Origin of the sequence: Desulfuromonas acetexigens, from assembly GCF_900111775.1 — a bacterium.
GTDB classification, from domain to species: domain Bacteria; phylum Desulfobacterota; class Desulfuromonadia; order Desulfuromonadales; family Trichloromonadaceae; genus Trichloromonas; species Trichloromonas acetexigens.
Genome location: NZ_FOJJ01000039.1, coordinates 170,750 through 186,435, shown reverse-complemented (window position 1 = coordinate 186,435; position 15,686 = coordinate 170,750). Strand labels below are relative to the sequence as shown.

The 15,686-nt window shown below is 58.1% G+C and carries 14 protein-coding genes; 7 read left to right on the top strand and 7 right to left on the bottom strand.

Annotated features, from left to right (window positions below):
- The first annotated feature begins 15 nt into the window (after positions 1–15).
- From BQ4888_RS15565 to BQ4888_RS15540, 6 genes are all read left to right on the top strand, one after another.
- The gene (locus tag BQ4888_RS15565) at positions 16–2,208 is read left to right on the top strand and encodes a carboxy terminal-processing peptidase (protein WP_092058312.1); all 2,193 of its coding nucleotides are present in this window, start codon (positions 16–18) and stop codon (positions 2,206–2,208) included.
- 170 nt (positions 2,209–2,378) lie between these two features.
- A complete protein-coding gene (locus BQ4888_RS15560; protein WP_092058309.1) occupies positions 2,379–3,308 on the top strand; it encodes a PLP-dependent cysteine synthase family protein in 930 nt (309 codons plus the stop codon).
- 8 nt (positions 3,309–3,316) lie between these two features.
- A complete protein-coding gene (locus BQ4888_RS15555) occupies positions 3,317–3,664 on the top strand; it encodes a DUF3024 domain-containing protein (RefSeq protein WP_092058307.1) in 348 nt (115 codons plus the stop codon).
- Between the two features lie 93 nt (positions 3,665–3,757).
- Positions 3,758–4,816 carry a cytochrome-c peroxidase gene (locus BQ4888_RS15550; protein WP_092058305.1) on the top strand — a complete coding sequence of 353 codons (1,059 nt, stop codon included), beginning with the start codon at positions 3,758–3,760 and terminating at the stop codon, positions 4,814–4,816.
- A gap of 117 nt (positions 4,817–4,933) precedes the next feature.
- The gene (locus BQ4888_RS17730; RefSeq protein WP_205748026.1) at positions 4,934–7,348 is read left to right on the top strand and encodes a mechanosensitive ion channel domain-containing protein; all 2,415 of its coding nucleotides are present in this window, start codon (positions 4,934–4,936) and stop codon (positions 7,346–7,348) included.
- A gap of 123 nt (positions 7,349–7,471) precedes the next feature.
- A complete protein-coding gene (locus BQ4888_RS15540) occupies positions 7,472–8,452 on the top strand; it encodes a beta-ketoacyl-ACP synthase III (protein WP_170232905.1) in 981 nt (326 codons plus the stop codon).
- Between the two features lie 253 nt (positions 8,453–8,705).
- Here BQ4888_RS15540 and BQ4888_RS15535 read toward each other — a convergent pair whose 3' ends face one another.
- Complete coding sequence (locus BQ4888_RS15535; RefSeq protein WP_092058300.1) at positions 8,706–10,325, bottom strand: NapC/NirT family cytochrome c; 1,620 nt, start codon at positions 10,323–10,325, stop codon at positions 8,706–8,708.
- Positions 10,326–10,594: 269 nt separating this feature from the next.
- On the bottom strand, positions 10,595–12,445 hold the full coding sequence (locus tag BQ4888_RS15530; RefSeq protein ID WP_092058298.1) for a cytochrome c3 family protein: 1,851 nt from the start codon (positions 12,443–12,445) through the stop codon (positions 10,595–10,597).
- A gap of 378 nt (positions 12,446–12,823) precedes the next feature.
- Here BQ4888_RS15530 and BQ4888_RS15525 point away from each other — a divergent pair, with 378 nt between their 5' ends.
- A complete protein-coding gene (locus BQ4888_RS15525) occupies positions 12,824–13,054 on the top strand; it encodes a hypothetical protein (RefSeq protein ID WP_092058296.1) in 231 nt (76 codons plus the stop codon).
- Positions 13,055–13,139: 85 nt separating this feature from the next.
- On the opposite strand, the gene atpE is transcribed toward BQ4888_RS15525, so the two are convergent.
- The 5 genes from atpE to BQ4888_RS15500 form a co-directional block, all read right to left on the bottom strand.
- The gene (gene atpE, locus BQ4888_RS15520) at positions 13,140–13,406 is read right to left on the bottom strand and encodes an ATP synthase F0 subunit C (RefSeq protein ID WP_092058294.1); all 267 of its coding nucleotides are present in this window, start codon (positions 13,404–13,406) and stop codon (positions 13,140–13,142) included.
- A gap of 73 nt (positions 13,407–13,479) precedes the next feature.
- Positions 13,480–14,154 (bottom strand): F0F1 ATP synthase subunit A, encoded by a 675-nt coding sequence (gene atpB, locus BQ4888_RS15515; protein WP_092058292.1) that lies wholly within the window; start codon positions 14,152–14,154, stop codon positions 13,480–13,482.
- A 21-nt stretch (positions 14,155–14,175) separates the two neighbouring features.
- The gene (locus BQ4888_RS15510) at positions 14,176–14,547 is read right to left on the bottom strand and encodes an ATP synthase subunit I (protein ID WP_092058289.1); all 372 of its coding nucleotides are present in this window, start codon (positions 14,545–14,547) and stop codon (positions 14,176–14,178) included.
- Positions 14,531–14,788 carry an AtpZ/AtpI family protein gene (locus BQ4888_RS15505; protein WP_092058370.1) on the bottom strand — a complete coding sequence of 86 codons (258 nt, stop codon included), beginning with the start codon at positions 14,786–14,788 and terminating at the stop codon, positions 14,531–14,533. Before BQ4888_RS15505 ends, BQ4888_RS15510 begins: the two co-directional genes overlap by 17 nt.
- A 97-nt stretch (positions 14,789–14,885) precedes the next feature.
- Entirely contained in the window at positions 14,886–15,629 is a 744-nt protein-coding gene (locus BQ4888_RS15500; protein ID WP_092058287.1) for an RNA methyltransferase, read from the bottom strand.
- Positions 15,630–15,686 lie beyond the last annotated feature (57 nt).

Here is a 15,686-nt window from a genome sequence, read left to right as displayed (position 1 = left end):
ACGTAAGGACCCCCCATGTCGTCCCCGATGAAAAAGTTCCTTTTCGCCTCTCTGACTCTACTCTTCACCGCCGTCTCCGCCCTGGCTGCCCCGCCTGTCGAGGAGTTCGACATCAACCGCGCCCGGCTGCTCAGTTTCATTCTGCGCGGCCAGATCAACCAGAACCACTACAGCCAGAAACCGATCGACGACGCCCTCTCCCGCGCCGCCTTCGATCTTTACCTCAAACAGCTCGACGGCCAGAAACGCTTCCTGCTCAAAGAAGACGCCGACAAGCTGGAGGTCTTCGCCACCCGGATCGACGATGAGATCAATCGCGGACGGCTGGAGTTGGCCGCCCTCGGCGCCCGTGTCATGTCCCTGCGGGTGAGCCAGGTCGAGCAACTGGCCGGAGAGCTGATCGAACAAAAATTCGATTTCAGTGTCGATGAAAGCCTCGAAACCGATCCGGAGAAGCTCGACTTCTGCAAGGATGAAGCGGAACTGCGGGAGCGCTGGCGCAAGATCCTCAAGTTCCAGGTGCTGGTCCGCTACCTGAACCTGCTTGAAGACGAAGAGGAAAAAGCCAAGGCCGAGGGGAAAAAACCGGCGAAAACCGAGGCGCAGCTGCTCGAAGCCGCCCGCGACAAGGTGCGCAAAAGCAACGCCGACTTTTTCGACCGCATGCGCAAGGAGACCGAGCAGGATCACTTCGACCGCTATTTCAACGCTATCGCCCGCGCCTTCGATCCCCATACCAACTATCTGCCGCCCCAGTCGAAGGAAGATTTCGACATCAGCATGAGCGGCTCACTCGAAGGGATCGGCGCCACCCTTCAGGAAGAGGACGGCTACATCAAGGTCATCCGCGTCATCCCCGGCAGCGCTTCCAGCCGCCAGGGACAACTGCAGGCCGAGGACATCATCCTCGAAGTGGCCCAGGGCAAGGGCGAGCCGGTCGATGTCACCGACGCCCGCCTGCGCGACGCCGTCAGCCTGATCCGCGGCAAGAAGGGGACAGAAGTACGCCTGACGGTGAAAAAGCCCGATGGGCAACGTCTGATCATCCCCATCATCCGCGACGTGGTGCAGATCGAGGAAACCTTCGTCAAGGGGACGATCCTGGAGGACGAGGCGAACAAGAAGAAGTTCGGCTATATCCGCATCCCCAGCTTTTACCGCGATTTCAAGAATACGGTACGCGGTGGCGACGGCCGCAACTCAACGGACGACGTGCGCGAGGAGCTGCAGAAAATGACCCAGGCCGGCATCGACGGTCTGGTTCTCGACCTGCGCAACAACGGTGGCGGCGCCCTCACCGACGCGGTCTCCATCACCGGACTCTTCATCGAGAAAGGACCGGTGGTGCAGATAAAAAACCGTAACGGCCGCATCAACGTCCTTTCCGACCAGGATCCCGCCATCGACTACCGCGGACCGATGGTGGTGCTGATCAACAAGTTCAGCGCCTCGGCCTCGGAAATCCTCGCCGGCGCCCTCCAGGATTACCGCCGGGCGGTGATCATCGGTAGCGAGCACAGCTATGGCAAGGGGACGGTACAGACCATGGCCGACCTCGACGCCAATCTCCCTTTCATCAATCTCGACCAATACCGTCCCTTAGGGGCGATGAAGGTGACGACGCAGAAGTTCTACCGGGTGAGCGGCGAGTCGACCCAGTACCGCGGCGTCGTCCCCGACATCATCCTCCCCGACCCTCTGCGCCATGTGGAGGCGGGTGAGCAATATGTCGACAACTCTCTCCCCTGGGACAGTGTGGAAAGCACCAACTTCACCCCCTGGAAGGCCCCCCTGGTCCTCCCCCCCCTGATCGACCGAAGCCAGGAGCGCATCGACGCGAGCGAGGAATTCAACGATATCCTCGCCGAAACGGAGCGGGCCAAAGAACGCCGGGAACAGACCCGGCAAAGCCTCGCCCTTGAGGTGGTACGCAAGGAGCGGGAGGAGGAGAAAAAACTTCGCACCAGCAAACTCATGGGGCACGGGGCCATGGGCATGGACGACGATGAGGCCGACGCCAAGAAAGAACTCACCCTGGACGATGCGGAACGGGAGAAGGCGTGGCTCAAGGAACTGGCCGAGGATCCCTACATCGGCGAATCGCGCCGCATCCTGGGAGACATGGCGATGCCCCTGAAAGGAAATCCAGGCGGGGCCGCTCTGGCGGATCAGAACAGCGGTAAAAACTCCGTCTATTCCCGCCCCTAGCTCGACTCGGAACAACCGCCGCCCCTGACCAGGGGGCGGCGGTTTTGTTTTTGCCATTTCCCCGGCAACCAGGGGATGACAGGGGCAAATTCATTCGTGTTGTATTCCCGGAAACGGTCCGGTAAGATGGGCCGTTCTTATCCTCTAAAAGCTTTGCGCAAGGAACTTTCATGATACAACCCGCCGCTGATTTCAGTCTGCCCCAGGCGATCGGTAACACCCCCCTGGTGGAACTGACTCGCCTCGCCGCCGGCCTGCCGGTTCGGATTTTCGCCAAGCTCGAAGGGAACAACCCCGGGGGTTCGGTCAAGGATCGGCCGGCTTGGTATATGGTGAAAAAGGCCGAGGAAAGTGGTCTGCTTTCCCCGGGAAAAACAATTCTCGAACCGACCTCCGGCAATACCGGTATTGCTCTGGCGATGATCGGCGCCGCCCGGGGCTACCGGGTGAAACTGGTTATGCCGGCCTGTGTCAGCATGGAGCGCCGAGCGGTCCTCGAAGCCTACGGCGCCGAGGTGGTCCTGTCGAAAGCCTGCCAGACGACCGATGGCGCCATCCGCCTGGCACACCAGATCTTTGCCGACGACCCGGACCGCTATTACATGCCCAACCAGTACGCCAACCCGAACAACCCCCTGGCCCATTACGAAACCACGGGGCCCGAAATCTTCCGCCAGACAGCCGGCGAGATCGATGTTTTCGTCGCCGGCATGGGGACCTCCGGAACCCTCATGGGGACCGGGCGCTTTCTGCGGGAAGCCAAGCCCGGGGTGCGTATCGTCGGCATCGAACCTCGCCTGGGGCACAAGGTGCAGGGTCTCAAGAACATGCGCGAGGCGATCGTCCCGGAGATCTATCACGAAGAAGAACTGGACGAGAAACTCACTGTCGAGGATGAGGACGCCTTCGAAACTGCCCGACGCCTGGCCCTGGAAGAAGGGATTTTCGTCGGCATGTCGAGCGGCGCGGCCATGGCCGGCGCCCTGAAAGTCGCCCAGGGCATGGCGTCCGGAGTCATCGTCGTTCTGCTCCCCGACCGCGGCGACCGCTACCTGAGCACCTCGCTTTTCCGCTCTGTCTGCGCCTGCTGCCCCCCCTGATTCCACCGATGGAATTACCGGAACTTCTCCGAAAATCCGCGGACAAGCTTCTCACGAACTTCTGCGCGACACATCCGTCCAGCGAACAACATGGGCACTCCCGGCTGATCTACCGACTCAGCGGCAGCCGCGCCACCTTGATCGAAGAGCAGTATTGCTGCCCGGGCTGCCGGCAGCGAACGGTGCGCCCCGTGGCCCAGTTCCGCTACCATCGGGAACTGACTCAGTGGTCCCTACACTACTACCAAGGCGAACGCCGTGCCTGGGCCTTCTATCTCAATTGCGGCCCCAGCCTGGATCTGGCCAAAATCCTGCGCCATGTCGACGCCGACCCGCTGCGCATGTTCTGGGAATAGCCCGACTCCCCCCGCTCCTTCGTCTTGACAATCTCCCGCTTTAAGCTAAAACATTTATAACCATTTCACCCCTCTTTTATAGGAGAACGATCGATGAACTTGCGTACCCTCACCAGTTTTCTCGCCGTCACCGCCCTGACGACCGGCCTCGCCTGGGGCGGTCAAGAGACCCTGCTTGAGCAGAGCCGGTCCTATTTCGAGCCGATTCCCACCAGCGCTCCGGAACTGAAGGGCAACCCCGCCACCCCCGAGAAGCTTCTCCTCGGGCACATGCTCTATTTCGAACCGCGCCTTTCGGCCTCCAGCCTGATCAGCTGCCAGACCTGCCACAATGTCGGTCTGGCCGGCGCTGACATGCAAGAGACCTCCGTCGGTCACGGCTGGCAAAAGGGTCCGCGCAACGCGCCGACCACCTATAACGCCGTCTTCAACACCGCCCAATTCTGGGACGGCCGCGCCAAGGACTTGATGGAGCAGGCCAAGGGGCCGGTTCAGGCCTCCGTCGAGATGAACAACACCCCGGAGCAGGTCCTGGTCACCCTGAACAGCATGCCCGAATATGTCGAACTCTTCAAAAAATCCTTCCCCAAGGAGAAGGAGCCCGTGACCTTCGACAACATGGCCCGCGCCATCGAGATTTTCGAAGCGACCTTACTCACCCCCAATGCCCCCTTCGACCTCTTCCTCAAGGGGGATGAAAAGGCCCTTTCCGCCGAGGAAACCCAGGGGCTCGACTTCTTCATCAACAAGGGCTGCGTCGGTTGCCACAGCGGCGTCAACATGGGCGGCACCGGTTATTTCCCCTTTGGCGTCGTAGAGAAACCTGCAGGTGAGATTCTCCCCGAAGGAGATACCGGTCGTTTCCAGGTGACCAATACCGCTGGGGATGAATATGCCTTCCGCTCCCCGCCCTTGCGCAACGTCGCCTTGACCCCGCCCTACTTCCACTCGGGAAAGGTCTGGAGCCTGAACGAATCGGTCCGCATCATGGGTTCTGCGCAACTAGGCATCGCCCTGAATAAAGAGGAAGCCTCCGCGATTACTGCCTTCCTCAAAACCCTGACCGGCGAGCAACCGGTGGTCACGCACCCGGTGCTGCCGCCGCAGACGGACCAGACCCCGCGGCCGGTCCTGACTACTCCTGGGGTTTGATGCCACTGCCCATCGCTAATTTCTGATTCTTTCCTGCTCAAGGTGGACACAAAACAACGTGTCCCCCTTGAGCAGAGTTTTTTCTCAGCACCTAGACTTCTACGGAATTTTTACTCTATGACTTTTCTTCGCCTCTTTTTTCTTTGCTTTCTCCTCTTTCCTACCCTGACCCCGGCTGAGGAAAGCGCGCCCCCGGCAACGGTCGAGAAACGGACCTTCCCCAGCGTTGCCGAGATCATCCCCAAGGCTTCGCAAATCTCCGAAAACGCCATGAAGGCCGAGGCTGAAATGGCGCCTCTTGCCGACCTGACACAGATCACGACCGAGATGGAGGGGATCAAGTCCCGCCAGGCCGAAATCATGAAGCGGGTGACCGCCCTCGGGGAGGTCGAGCAGTGGACCTTTGACCGCTTGCTGGAAATGCGCGGGACGGTAGGCAATCACATGACCGAGCTGCGCAAGCTCGTCGATACCCTCTCGCAACGGCTCACCCAACTGGAAACCCTCCGCCAACAATGGAAAACGGAAGAGGACTTCTGGAAGAACTGGCGGGCAGAGCTCAAGGGCACGACGGAAGAGATCCCGGTCACGGCCTTTACGAAAAGCATCGCCCAGGCCCAGAAGGTCGGGGAGCGGGCCAAGGAGATATCGGCGCCGCTGGTCGAGGTGCAAAAAGAGATCTCGTCTCTGCAAACCGAAATGCTGGACGTGCAAAACAAGATCGAGAGAACGCTCAATACCCTGCGCAAGCAGACCTTCAAAAAAACGACCCACTCGTTTATCAGCAAAGACTTTTATCTTCAGTTCACCCCGGAGTTGATCACCGCTACCACCACGGGCATCCTCGAAGCGACCAAAATCCAATGGGATTTCCTTCAGGAAAAGCCCTGGGTAGCGCTCTTGCAGGTGGCAACGACGCTACTTCTGGCCTTTTTCATTCTTCGCCACCGCAAAGGGGGAAGTATCCATGAAGAATGGAAATTCATGGCCGACCATCCCTGGGCAACGGGCATCTTCGTTTCGGTCATCTCCTTCAGTTACCTGTACGGCTCCATGCCCTCCTTCTGGCGCATGGGCATCACGCTGCTGGCGGCACTCTCCACAGCAGTGCTGGTCACCGGCATCGTCAGCAACCCCCGCAAGCGACTGATGATCTATCTGCTGGCGGTCCTTTTCACCATTACCCAGGTGCTTCAGCTGATCGCCTTCCCCCCCCTTCTTTACCGGCTTTACCTTACCGCCCTGTGCCTGCTCGGCATCCCGGTCCTGCTGCTGATCGCCCGCGCGAACCAGAACGCCCATGACGGCCGCAAGGACTGGTTCACCAAAGCTCTACGCTGGGGTGCGGTAATTCTGCTCGTCGCTCTGGTTGCCCAAGCCAGTGGTTACAGCAACCTGGCATCGCGCCTGATCAACTCCTCGGTCAGCACCGTCTTTCTCGGTCTCTATTTCGTCATGACCCTGCGACTTGCTCACGGCGCCATTCGCTATGTCTTTTCCCACACCGTGGTCATCCGCCGCCCCTTCTTCTATCGCTACGGCGACGATCTCGTTGCGCGGCTGTCGATCATTTTCAAGATATTCCTCGGCGCCTATTGTTTCCTTCTGTTTTTTGTCATCTGGGGTGTCTACAACTCCGCTGGACAGGCCTGGGAAGCCCTTACCGGCATGAGTGCCCAGATCGGTGAAATGACGATCTCCCTCAAGATGATCGCCCTCTTCAGCCTGACGCTCTACTTCGCCTTTACCTTCTCCTGGCTCATGCGCTCCGTTCTTGAGTCGCAGGTTTTTCCCCATCGTGACTTGGATCGCGGCATCCGCGACGCCATCAAGAAACTGCTGCATTATGCCATCATCTTCTTCGGCTTCATCTTCGCCATGGGGCTGGCCGGGGTCGAACTCAAAAGCTTCGCCTTCCTGGCCGGTGCCTTCGGTATTGGTATCGGTTTCGGCCTGCAGAACATCGTCAACAACTTCGTCAGCGGCATCATCCTTCTTTTCGAACGTCCGGTACGGGTCGGCGACGCCCTGGTCATCGACGGCAAATGGAGCACGGTGCGAAAAATCGGGTTGCGCTCAACCATCGTTGAAACCCCCGACCGAGCGGAAATCATTGTGCCGAACTCGGAGTTCATCTCCCAGAAGGTCACCAACTGGACTCTGAGTTCCAGCATCGCCCGGATCGTCATCCCCGTGGGGGTCGCCTACGGCAGCGACGTCGACAAAGTCCTCTCGCTTCTGATTGAAGCGGCCAAGGAGCAGGAACTGATTCTCCAGAACCCCGCGCCGTCGCCTATATTCACGGCATTTGGCGCAAGTTCTCTCGATTTCGAGCTCCGTGTCTGGGTCGCCGACGCCGACAGCATGCTTGGGGTCCGCAGCGCCCTGCTCCAGAGTATCGATCGCCTTTTCCGCGAAGCCGGGATCGAAATTCCCTTCCCGCAACAGGATGTGCACCTTTTCGTCAAAAACGGTCAAAATCCACCGGTGGCACCAATTTCGCCGGATAAGCCGGAAAGCTCGGAAGCCTAATTGCATGCGGGAAACCACCCATCCCAGGCTGGGTGGTTTCCCGGCGGTATGTCTTGAGCTGCGCGGGCTAAAGTGCTATTTTGTTTTGTCTTGTAACCCGCCGGGAGATGTCTCATGCCGAAAATGCCCCATGCCATGATCCTAGGTACCGGTCACGCCGTTCCCGACCGGATTCTGACCAACTCCGACCTGGAGCAGATGGTCGACACCAGCGATCAGTGGATCATGGAGCGCACGGGCATCAAAGAACGGCGCATCGTCACGCCTGGGACACCCCTTTCCGCTCTTGCCGCCGAGGCCGCCACCCGCGCCCTCGATGCCGCCGGAGTGACGGCCGAGGAAATCGATCTGATCATCCTCGGAACGGTCACCGGCGACATGAAATTTCCCGCGACCGCCTGTATCATCCAAGAAATGATCGGCGCCAAACACGCCGTCGCTTTCGATCTTTCCGCCGCCTGTTCCGGCTTTCTCTACGGCCTACAGATCGCCGAGGGTCTCATGCTCGCCTCGGGCTATCGCAAGGCGCTGGTGATCGGCGGAGAGATCCTCTCCTCCATGGTCAACTGGCAGGATCGGGACACCTGCGTTCTCTTCGGCGATGGTGCCGGCGCCGTCGTCCTCGGTGCCGCCGAAGGGGAGCGCGGCATCATTCATACCTGCCTCGGTAGCGACGGTGCTCATGTCAAACTGCTTTACAACCCCGGATGCGGCAGCCTGAACCCGCCAACGCCGGAAAATACCGCCGAGCAACTGCACACCATTCACATGGCCGGTCGCGAAGTCTTCCGCCATGCGGTGACGGCCATGAGCAACGCCATGCAGCAAGTTCTGCAGGAAGCCGGGATCGTGCCGACGGATCTCCAACTCCTGATCCCGCACCAGGCCAACCTGCGCATTATCGAAGGCGTCGCCAAGCGCTTTGACATTCCCACCGACCGCGTTTACATCAATGTCGACCGCTTCGGCAATACCTCTTCCGCCTCTATTCCCATCGCCCTCGACGAAGCCTTTCACGCCGGCCGCATTCGCCCCGGTGATCTGGTCGGCATGGTCACCTTCGGCGCCGGCCTCACCTGGGCCTCGGCCGTCATCCGTTTTTGATCCCGTCAAAAATCGTTCCCGCCCCCATTGCATTATTCCTCCCCTGTCGTTAAACTAAAATCAAACGAAAGGAGGATTAAACACATAGAGACTCACAACAAAACATAGAAGTCACCGCCCCCGAAGGGGGGATATATCGTTCTGCCCCGCAGGACGAACAAGTCAGCCGGAACAGCGGGCTGGCGACCCAAGGAAAAAGCCCCGTCATCTCTCGATGACGGGGCTTTTAGTTTTCAGGCTCTCTTCGCGACGGTTATCCGCCCGACAGGGTACGGAGGATTTCCGGGTCGGCTTCATCCTCGGCGAGAATGGTGTGGCAGGTATCGCAGTCCATGGAGATGACCTCGCCGGTTTCCGTCTCGTGATCTTCATCGTGACAGCGGAAGCAACCCACGTCATCGTTGTGACCGAGATGGTTGGTATAGGTTCCCCACTGGATGTTCATTTCGGGGAAGACATTCTCGGCATAGGCCTGCTGGATGCCGGCAATCGATCTTTCCAGCGCCTCGGCACTCACCTGCGGATAGTTGGTGCCATAAAATTCCCGAATTTCCGCGGCGATCGTTTCCTTCGCCTGGTCCTGCGAGGAATACTCACGAAGGACCACCTCCATGGCCTTTTTCTTGATATAGGGGATGGAGACGTCGATCTGCCCACTCATGATCTGGTTGTCCACAGCCACTCCCGGCGGCAGATAGATATGGGTCGGGCGGTTGTGACAGTCGATGCAATCCATCTCCCGCAGATCTTCCATGACATAGCCGCCCTGTTCCGCATAGGCGCGGATATCCTTAACTTCCGGGGGACGTTCGCTCTGTTTTCCTTTGGGTCCGGCAATCCAGCGCCCACTCGCGGCTCGGGAAGCAGGATGGCTTTGCCCGGAATCGGCCACGGCGACCTGCTCACTCCGCAAAGACTGCAGACCGGCCTTTCCCGACGCCTGCAATTCGGCATTGGCCTCGCTGGAGCGATAGACCAGGAGACTGCCATCCTCAGCGGCCTGGATGACCTCGGGGATCTTCATCCGGCTGTGATCGGAAGGACGGTAAAAAATCTTGTTCTCCGCCGCCACATGCCAGTGAATGCCGTGGGAGCTGGAGGTGCGATCGCCGGCCGAGCCGACTTTCATCAGTAAGACGGTCTTGACGTTGGTGTTCTGTTCATCTTCCAAGAATTTGTCTTTGATCACCAGCTTGTCGCCATGGAACATTTCCGGACGATGACATTCCTCACAGGTATCCCGCGCCGGGCGCAGACCGTGGACCGGCGTAGCGATGGGGCGTGGATAGGTGTTGAGCGCCACGGCGAACAGCTGGCGCGCGCCGGAAATTTTCGACTTGACGAACCAGTCGGCCCCGGCACCGATATGACATTCAACACAGGTCACGCGGGAATGGGGCGAATTGAGATAGGCGGTCCGTTCAGGATTCATGACCGTGTGGCAAAATTCCCCGCAAAAGGCGACGGACTCCATGTAATGGTAGGTACGATAACCGAGCAGGGAAACGATAAGGATGTTGATGCCGGTGAGGAAGACCGCGAAAAAGACCAGCTTGCGCATGCGATTGAACTTGTGCGGATCGGTGAAGTAGTCGCGGAGATAGTCCAGGGTAAAGAGCCGAACCTCCTCCTTCCCTTTGAAAAAGAAAAGACCGAGAAAAACCAGAATCAGACCGCCGATGAAGGCGGGGCCAAGGAGCATGTAAATTGCTCCGGCGATGTAGGTATTGTCGATGTGAAAGAGCACATCGTAAAAAATCGCACCGAAGAGGAAGGGCGCGGAGGCCGTCACGATCATCGCCCCGATCAGCGACACCCGGCTCCGGGCGATTCCCCGGGTGAATGCACCAACAATTTCCGACAGTCTTTTCATAGGCGTTTCCTTTCCCTGGCTCATCTTCAGTTAAATTTCGGAACCCCTGGAGGCATCGGGCCCGATAGATCAAAAAGTGGAAAATCCCGACTACTGGCGCCGCCGGGGTATTTCCGACCGAACATATCGGCTTAGTATCATTCAGGTCAAGTTAAGTCAACGGATAAGTTTTTAATTATTCTACTGCAATCTCAAGGATTTACCGCCAAAAGAAAAGGGCCGCCGAAATCGGCGACCCTTTTCTTTTACTTCACAAACAATGCAGACCCCTAGTGGGAACCGTGCATGAACGCGTAAACCATAAGAACAACCAGCGAAAGTCCGATAAAGACCGCCGTAAAGCCCAGGGTCTTGAAGAAGAAGTCGTAGAGAATCCCGCTCGGCTTGAGCTTCTCGTAGAGATGCAGGGTGCCGGCTTCTTCGTAACGCTTCCATTGATCGCCGCGCTCATGGATGAACTCTTCCTTCGGCATTTCCCCATTGAAAATGACGAAGTCCATGGGGAACTTCTCCGGCCGTCCGTGGGTGTTGAAGAAGTGGACGGTGAAGATGAAGCCGGTAGCCAGAAGCGCTTCGTCCGAGTGGACGATGGTCGCGACGTTGAAGGCCCAGCCGGGGAGGAACGAGCCGAAGAACTCAGGGAACCAGAGCATCAGGCCAGAGCCGCCGATGGCGAACATACCCCAGAAGACCGCGATAAAGTCGAACTTCTCCCAGTAGGTCCAGCGCTCGAAGGTCGGCTTCGGCCCGCGGAAGAGGAACCAGCGGACCATATTGGTCACATCGCGGATATCGCGGAAGTTAGGACAGAGGGACTCGGGTCCGAACAACCGCTGCAGGAAGTTCCCCGGGATGTCCTTGCGAATGAAAAGGAAGTTAATGGACATGTAGATCGCGGCACCGAAATAGACAAAGGTGATCCCGGCACAGATCCGGTGGATGTAGGCCGCGTTAGCCGCCGAACCGAAGAAGTCCATGAAGACCTTGGCCCAGGGCTGGTCGGCGAACTTCAGCGGCAGGCCGGTCAGAGAGAGGCCGAGGAAGCTGATGATTACCAGGAAGTGCAAGAAGACGTGGCGCTTGGTGAAACGGCGGTACATCTTGTGCGGATCCTTGATGTGCTGGACGAAGCCATGCTCCATCAGTTCCCGCTTCTTCTCGCGGTTTTCGACAAAGCCGCGGAACATCCAGAGCAGGGAGTGGATCCAGAAGACCCCAAAGGTCGTCACCAGCAAGGTGGTCATGGCGACGAAGGTATAATAAAGAATCGGATACTTGTCTTTGTCGTGGGAACCGTGGGAGTAATACATGGTGAAGAGCGGCGTCGCCTTATCATGACAGACGGCGCAGGTCGCCACCAGATTTTCCTCGTTTACGCTCGAGCGCACATCGTCTGCGGGCAAGACACCGTGCGAGGTGTGGCAGTCGGCACAGCCAGCAACCAGTTCGGGATAGCCCAGACGAAAGTTCTTGCCGTGGTAACTGTCCATGTAGGTTTTGACGGCGACGTTAAAGACGCCGTTACGAGCCATCATCTCTTCGTCGGCATGGCACTTGAGGCAGACGCTGGTATGAAACTCGCGGTTCTCCCTGGAATTGGCTTCCCCCAGGGGCTTGACTTCATGCAGGTTGTGGCAGTCGTGGCAAGCGGCCGAATCGGGATTCCCGGCGAGAACACCCTTGCCGTGGGACGATTCCATGTAATTTTCATGATTGTCATGGCAGCCAGTACAGGTCTCCACCACCTTCTGCTTCTCCCCCTTCCAGGAAGCAAGGGTGTGGATCTGGGCATGGCAATCAGCGCACTTGATATCGTTGAGCATATGCACGCTGGCATAATGCTCGGCAGTCTGTTGTTTGTGGCAGCGAACACAACTGACCGGCTCGGGCATCACCGTGCCATCGATGTGCCCCTGCAAATCGGACAGCTCGACATGACAGCTGGTACAGGCATTCTGGCCATGGACCGAGGCACTGAATTCGCCGACGGAAACCACATCTTCGTGACATTCCAGACAGGCTTTGGGATCAATGGCCAAGCCGTTTTCTGCGGCCGCAGGCACAACCAGGGCCAGCAACAGGGCCAAGGCCATCAACAAACGTGGCAAAGCGTGGTGCATAGAAGACCTCCTGACATCGTTAAATTTCTTGTTCCACCCGTGAAACACCTGACTTGTAAAGACAAAAGACGGTATCGATGGTCTCTCCCGGACCTATCGTCATCTTTATGTATTTTTTTTATATACAGCGCTCCTGACTATCACAGCAAAACGTAAAAGTCAATTGTGAAACGGTCCTTAGGTATTCTTTTCCATCGGGGGTAAGCCCATGAAAGATAATATGTTTTTCATTCCCTCATTAAACACCGGGATATTGTCTAAATTTTCCATCAGGGCGCTGGAGCCAACCGTGAAACTGGACAAAACCGCCGCCTTGTGCTTGAATCACGACGCTTCCGCTCAAGCGAAACGATTCCGCCCTCCATGAAGGATTTTCCCATGACCAAAGACACCGATCTGCTCCTGGCCATTTGCGCCTTCACACTTTACATCGTCGGCGGGCTTGCCACCTTTGGCGGCCTCGGGCTCTTCTTCTTCATCGGGGAGGGAGACGTTCTCGGCTGGGGCACCGGCAAGGGCCTCGGCTACCTGTGTATCTGTGTCGGGTTGTGCCTGTCGATCTTCGGCGTGCTCTTCATGCGTATTGTCCGCAATCGCACGCCACGCTGAAACAGCGTTTCATCGCCGCAGACAAAGCATAAAAAGGGGGCGTGCCGTCAGGGCACGCCCCCTTTTTATGGCGTAACAGTCGAACTTACTTAGCCAACAGCGACATCACCTGCTCGGTGAAGGGGTTGGCGAAGAGGATGATCATCGCCACAACGAAGACGTAGATGGCGAGGGACTCGATCATGGCCAGACCGATCATCATGGTGGTCAGGATTTTGCCGCTGGCGCCGGGATTACGAGCCACGCCCTCAACGGCGCTCTTGATAGCCAGTCCCTGGCCAAGGCCGGTTCCGAACGAACCGATAGCCATGCCGAAACCGGCAGCGATCATACACCAAGCGAAGAATTCCATTGTGTTGCTCCTTTCGAGGTTGAGTTATTCCTAAATAATATAGGACCTTGAATCGCCGTAGCGAACGAATGACTTAGTGAGCCTCTTCCAGGGCGCCGGCAATGTAAATCATCGCCAGCAGGGTGAAGACAAAGGTCTGGATGAAGGCGACGAGTACGCCCATGAGCATCATCGGCACCGGCAGCAGGAAGGGAACCAGGGCCAGGAAGATCATCAGCACGATCTCATGACCGTACATGTTGCCGAAAAGACGCAGCGAGAGCGAAAGGGGGCGGGCCAGATGACCGATGATCTCGATAATGAAGATCAGTGGAGCCAGGGCCAGGATCGGCCCCATGAAATGCTTGAAGTAGTGAAAGCCGTGCTCTTTGACGCCGATGATGTGCGTCATGGCGAAAACGGTCAGAGCCAGAGCGCCGTTGGTATTGAGGTTGGCGGTCGGCGGATAGAAGCCGGGAACCAGGGCGATCAGGTTGGACACCAGAATGAAAAGAGCGAAAGTGGCCAGCAGCGGGAAATAGGCCTTGCCCTTGGGCCCCATCGTCTCCTCGATGAGGTTCTCGATCCCGGAAACCACGACCTCCATGAAATTCTGCAGGCCACCGGGGATCAGCTTCACCGCACGCGAGGCCAAAAAAGCCAGGACGATCAGCACCAGCATGACAAACCAGGTATAGGTGACATGCTCGCCTACGTGGGTGTGAAGTTGCTGTTCCAGCCACTGAAAAATAAGAAAGGGATGCGTCATGGTTGGCTACTGCCTCCTCGGTTACATTCGGATCGTCCGCTTAAGGGTGGTTAACAGCACATTCAGAACCACCACCGACAGCCCGACCACCAGTGCCGGCAAGTCGACCCTGGCCTTGGCGATCAATAGGAAGAGGACACTTCCCAACACCGCCAGTCGAAGCACATAATTGATTTGAAAGCCCTTGGCCGACTGCCGCGAAGGTGAGCCGAGCAGACGACTGAGAGCCAGATAGCGCCAATAGTGGCCGAGAATGGCGACCAGTCCCCCCGCGAGCACCCCCAGGGTGACCGCCGAAGAACGCCAGAAGAGGCTGATGAGTACAAGGATCGCCAGAAGTAGCCAGTTACGCCGGGACAACTCCCCCAGCAAGCGATCATCCGCGTCCGTCACCGTCCTCCCGGTTCTCTTCCTGCGAGCGTTTGAGTTCGCGCTCGGTCAGAATATAGATGTTACGGAATCCCGAGGCAATGCCGAACCCCAGGAAAATCAGGGTAAACCAAGGGGAAGTATCAAACTTCTGGTCGAGCCACCAACCCATGCCGAGACCGATCAGGGTCGCGGCCACCATCGAGATTCCGACACTCGAAAGAAAACCAAGGCTTCTGAATAATTGACGTTTATCTTCGGCCATCGATTGACTTTCGGCAAAGAACAACGTAGATGAAAAACCCGCCCTAAGTACCATAGGGCAAGGGGGATGTCAACGGTTTTTGGCGGGTTTCCTCGATTTAATCATCTCCCCGCTTGCGTCCGCGCCAATCCCGGCAACTCCAATCGATCTGGCTCCAGATGCCGCGCAGCATCGCCAGTTCCCGGGCATCGAGAGCCGCCCGCTGATGGATCCGGCGCAGACTGTTCATCACCGCCTCCGGCCGCTTCGGATTAAGAAAGGCGATGCGTGTCAGTACCTTCTCCATCTGCCCGAACAGGGCTTCGAGTTCCCCCTGCGGCGAGCGTTCCCGGACATCCTCCCCGTGCGTCATCGGCCGGCGGGCGATTTCATGAACAAAGAGCAGCACTGCCTGCGCCAGATTCAGAGAACCCACCTCCGCGCAAGTCTCCACGGTCGCGGCATGGGAGCAGAGGGCAACCTCATCACTGGTCAGTCCCGCATCCTCGCGGCCGAAAACCAGCCCCATGCGCCCACCGGTGGGGAGCGTCGCCCGCAGCGTCGGCACCTGGGCGAGATCGAGGAGTTCGCCGCGCAGCCGACCGCCGCGCCGGGTGGTGGCCACGCTCAGACGCAGATCGGCAATTGCCGAGGCCAGATTGGGGAAGGTCCGGGCCGAACCGAGCAGAGGATGGGCGCCGACGGCAAACTTGCGCGCTTCGGGATGGAGATAGTCACAGGGGTTGACCAGCCGCAGGTCACTGACCCCGAAATTGGCCATGGCCCGGCAGACCATGCCGATATTTCCGGGATTTTGCGGCTCGACCAGAATGACGGCGAGATCTTCGGCGGACTCGAGCATGGCGGGCACTCCCGTAAAAAGAAGAGGCGCCACCATACCGGAAAAACCGGAGACACG

Coding starts and splice junctions, on each gene's coding strand:
- BQ4888_RS15565 (WP_092058312.1), top strand. CDS start 16: ATGTCGTCCCCGATGAAAAAGTTCCTTTTCGCCTCTCTGACTCTACTC.
- BQ4888_RS15560 (WP_092058309.1), top strand. CDS start 2,379: ATGATACAACCCGCCGCTGATTTCAGTCTGCCCCAGGCGATCGGTAAC.
- BQ4888_RS15555 (WP_092058307.1), top strand. CDS start 3,317: ATGGAATTACCGGAACTTCTCCGAAAATCCGCGGACAAGCTTCTCACG.
- BQ4888_RS15550 (WP_092058305.1), top strand. CDS start 3,758: ATGAACTTGCGTACCCTCACCAGTTTTCTCGCCGTCACCGCCCTGACG.
- BQ4888_RS17730 (WP_205748026.1), top strand. CDS start 4,934: ATGACTTTTCTTCGCCTCTTTTTTCTTTGCTTTCTCCTCTTTCCTACC.
- BQ4888_RS15540 (WP_170232905.1), top strand. CDS start 7,472: ATGCCCCATGCCATGATCCTAGGTACCGGTCACGCCGTTCCCGACCGG.
- BQ4888_RS15535 (WP_092058300.1), bottom strand. CDS start 10,325: ATGAAAAGACTGTCGGAAATTGTTGGTGCATTCACCCGGGGAATCGCC.
- BQ4888_RS15530 (WP_092058298.1), bottom strand. CDS start 12,445: ATGCACCACGCTTTGCCACGTTTGTTGATGGCCTTGGCCCTGTTGCTG.
- BQ4888_RS15525 (WP_092058296.1), top strand. CDS start 12,824: ATGACCAAAGACACCGATCTGCTCCTGGCCATTTGCGCCTTCACACTT.
- atpE (WP_092058294.1), bottom strand. CDS start 13,406: ATGGAATTCTTCGCTTGGTGTATGATCGCTGCCGGTTTCGGCATGGCT.
- atpB (WP_092058292.1), bottom strand. CDS start 14,154: ATGACGCATCCCTTTCTTATTTTTCAGTGGCTGGAACAGCAACTTCAC.
- BQ4888_RS15505 (WP_092058370.1), bottom strand. CDS start 14,788: ATGGCCGAAGATAAACGTCAATTATTCAGAAGCCTTGGTTTTCTTTCG.
- BQ4888_RS15500 (WP_092058287.1), bottom strand. CDS start 15,629: ATGCTCGAGTCCGCCGAAGATCTCGCCGTCATTCTGGTCGAGCCGCAA.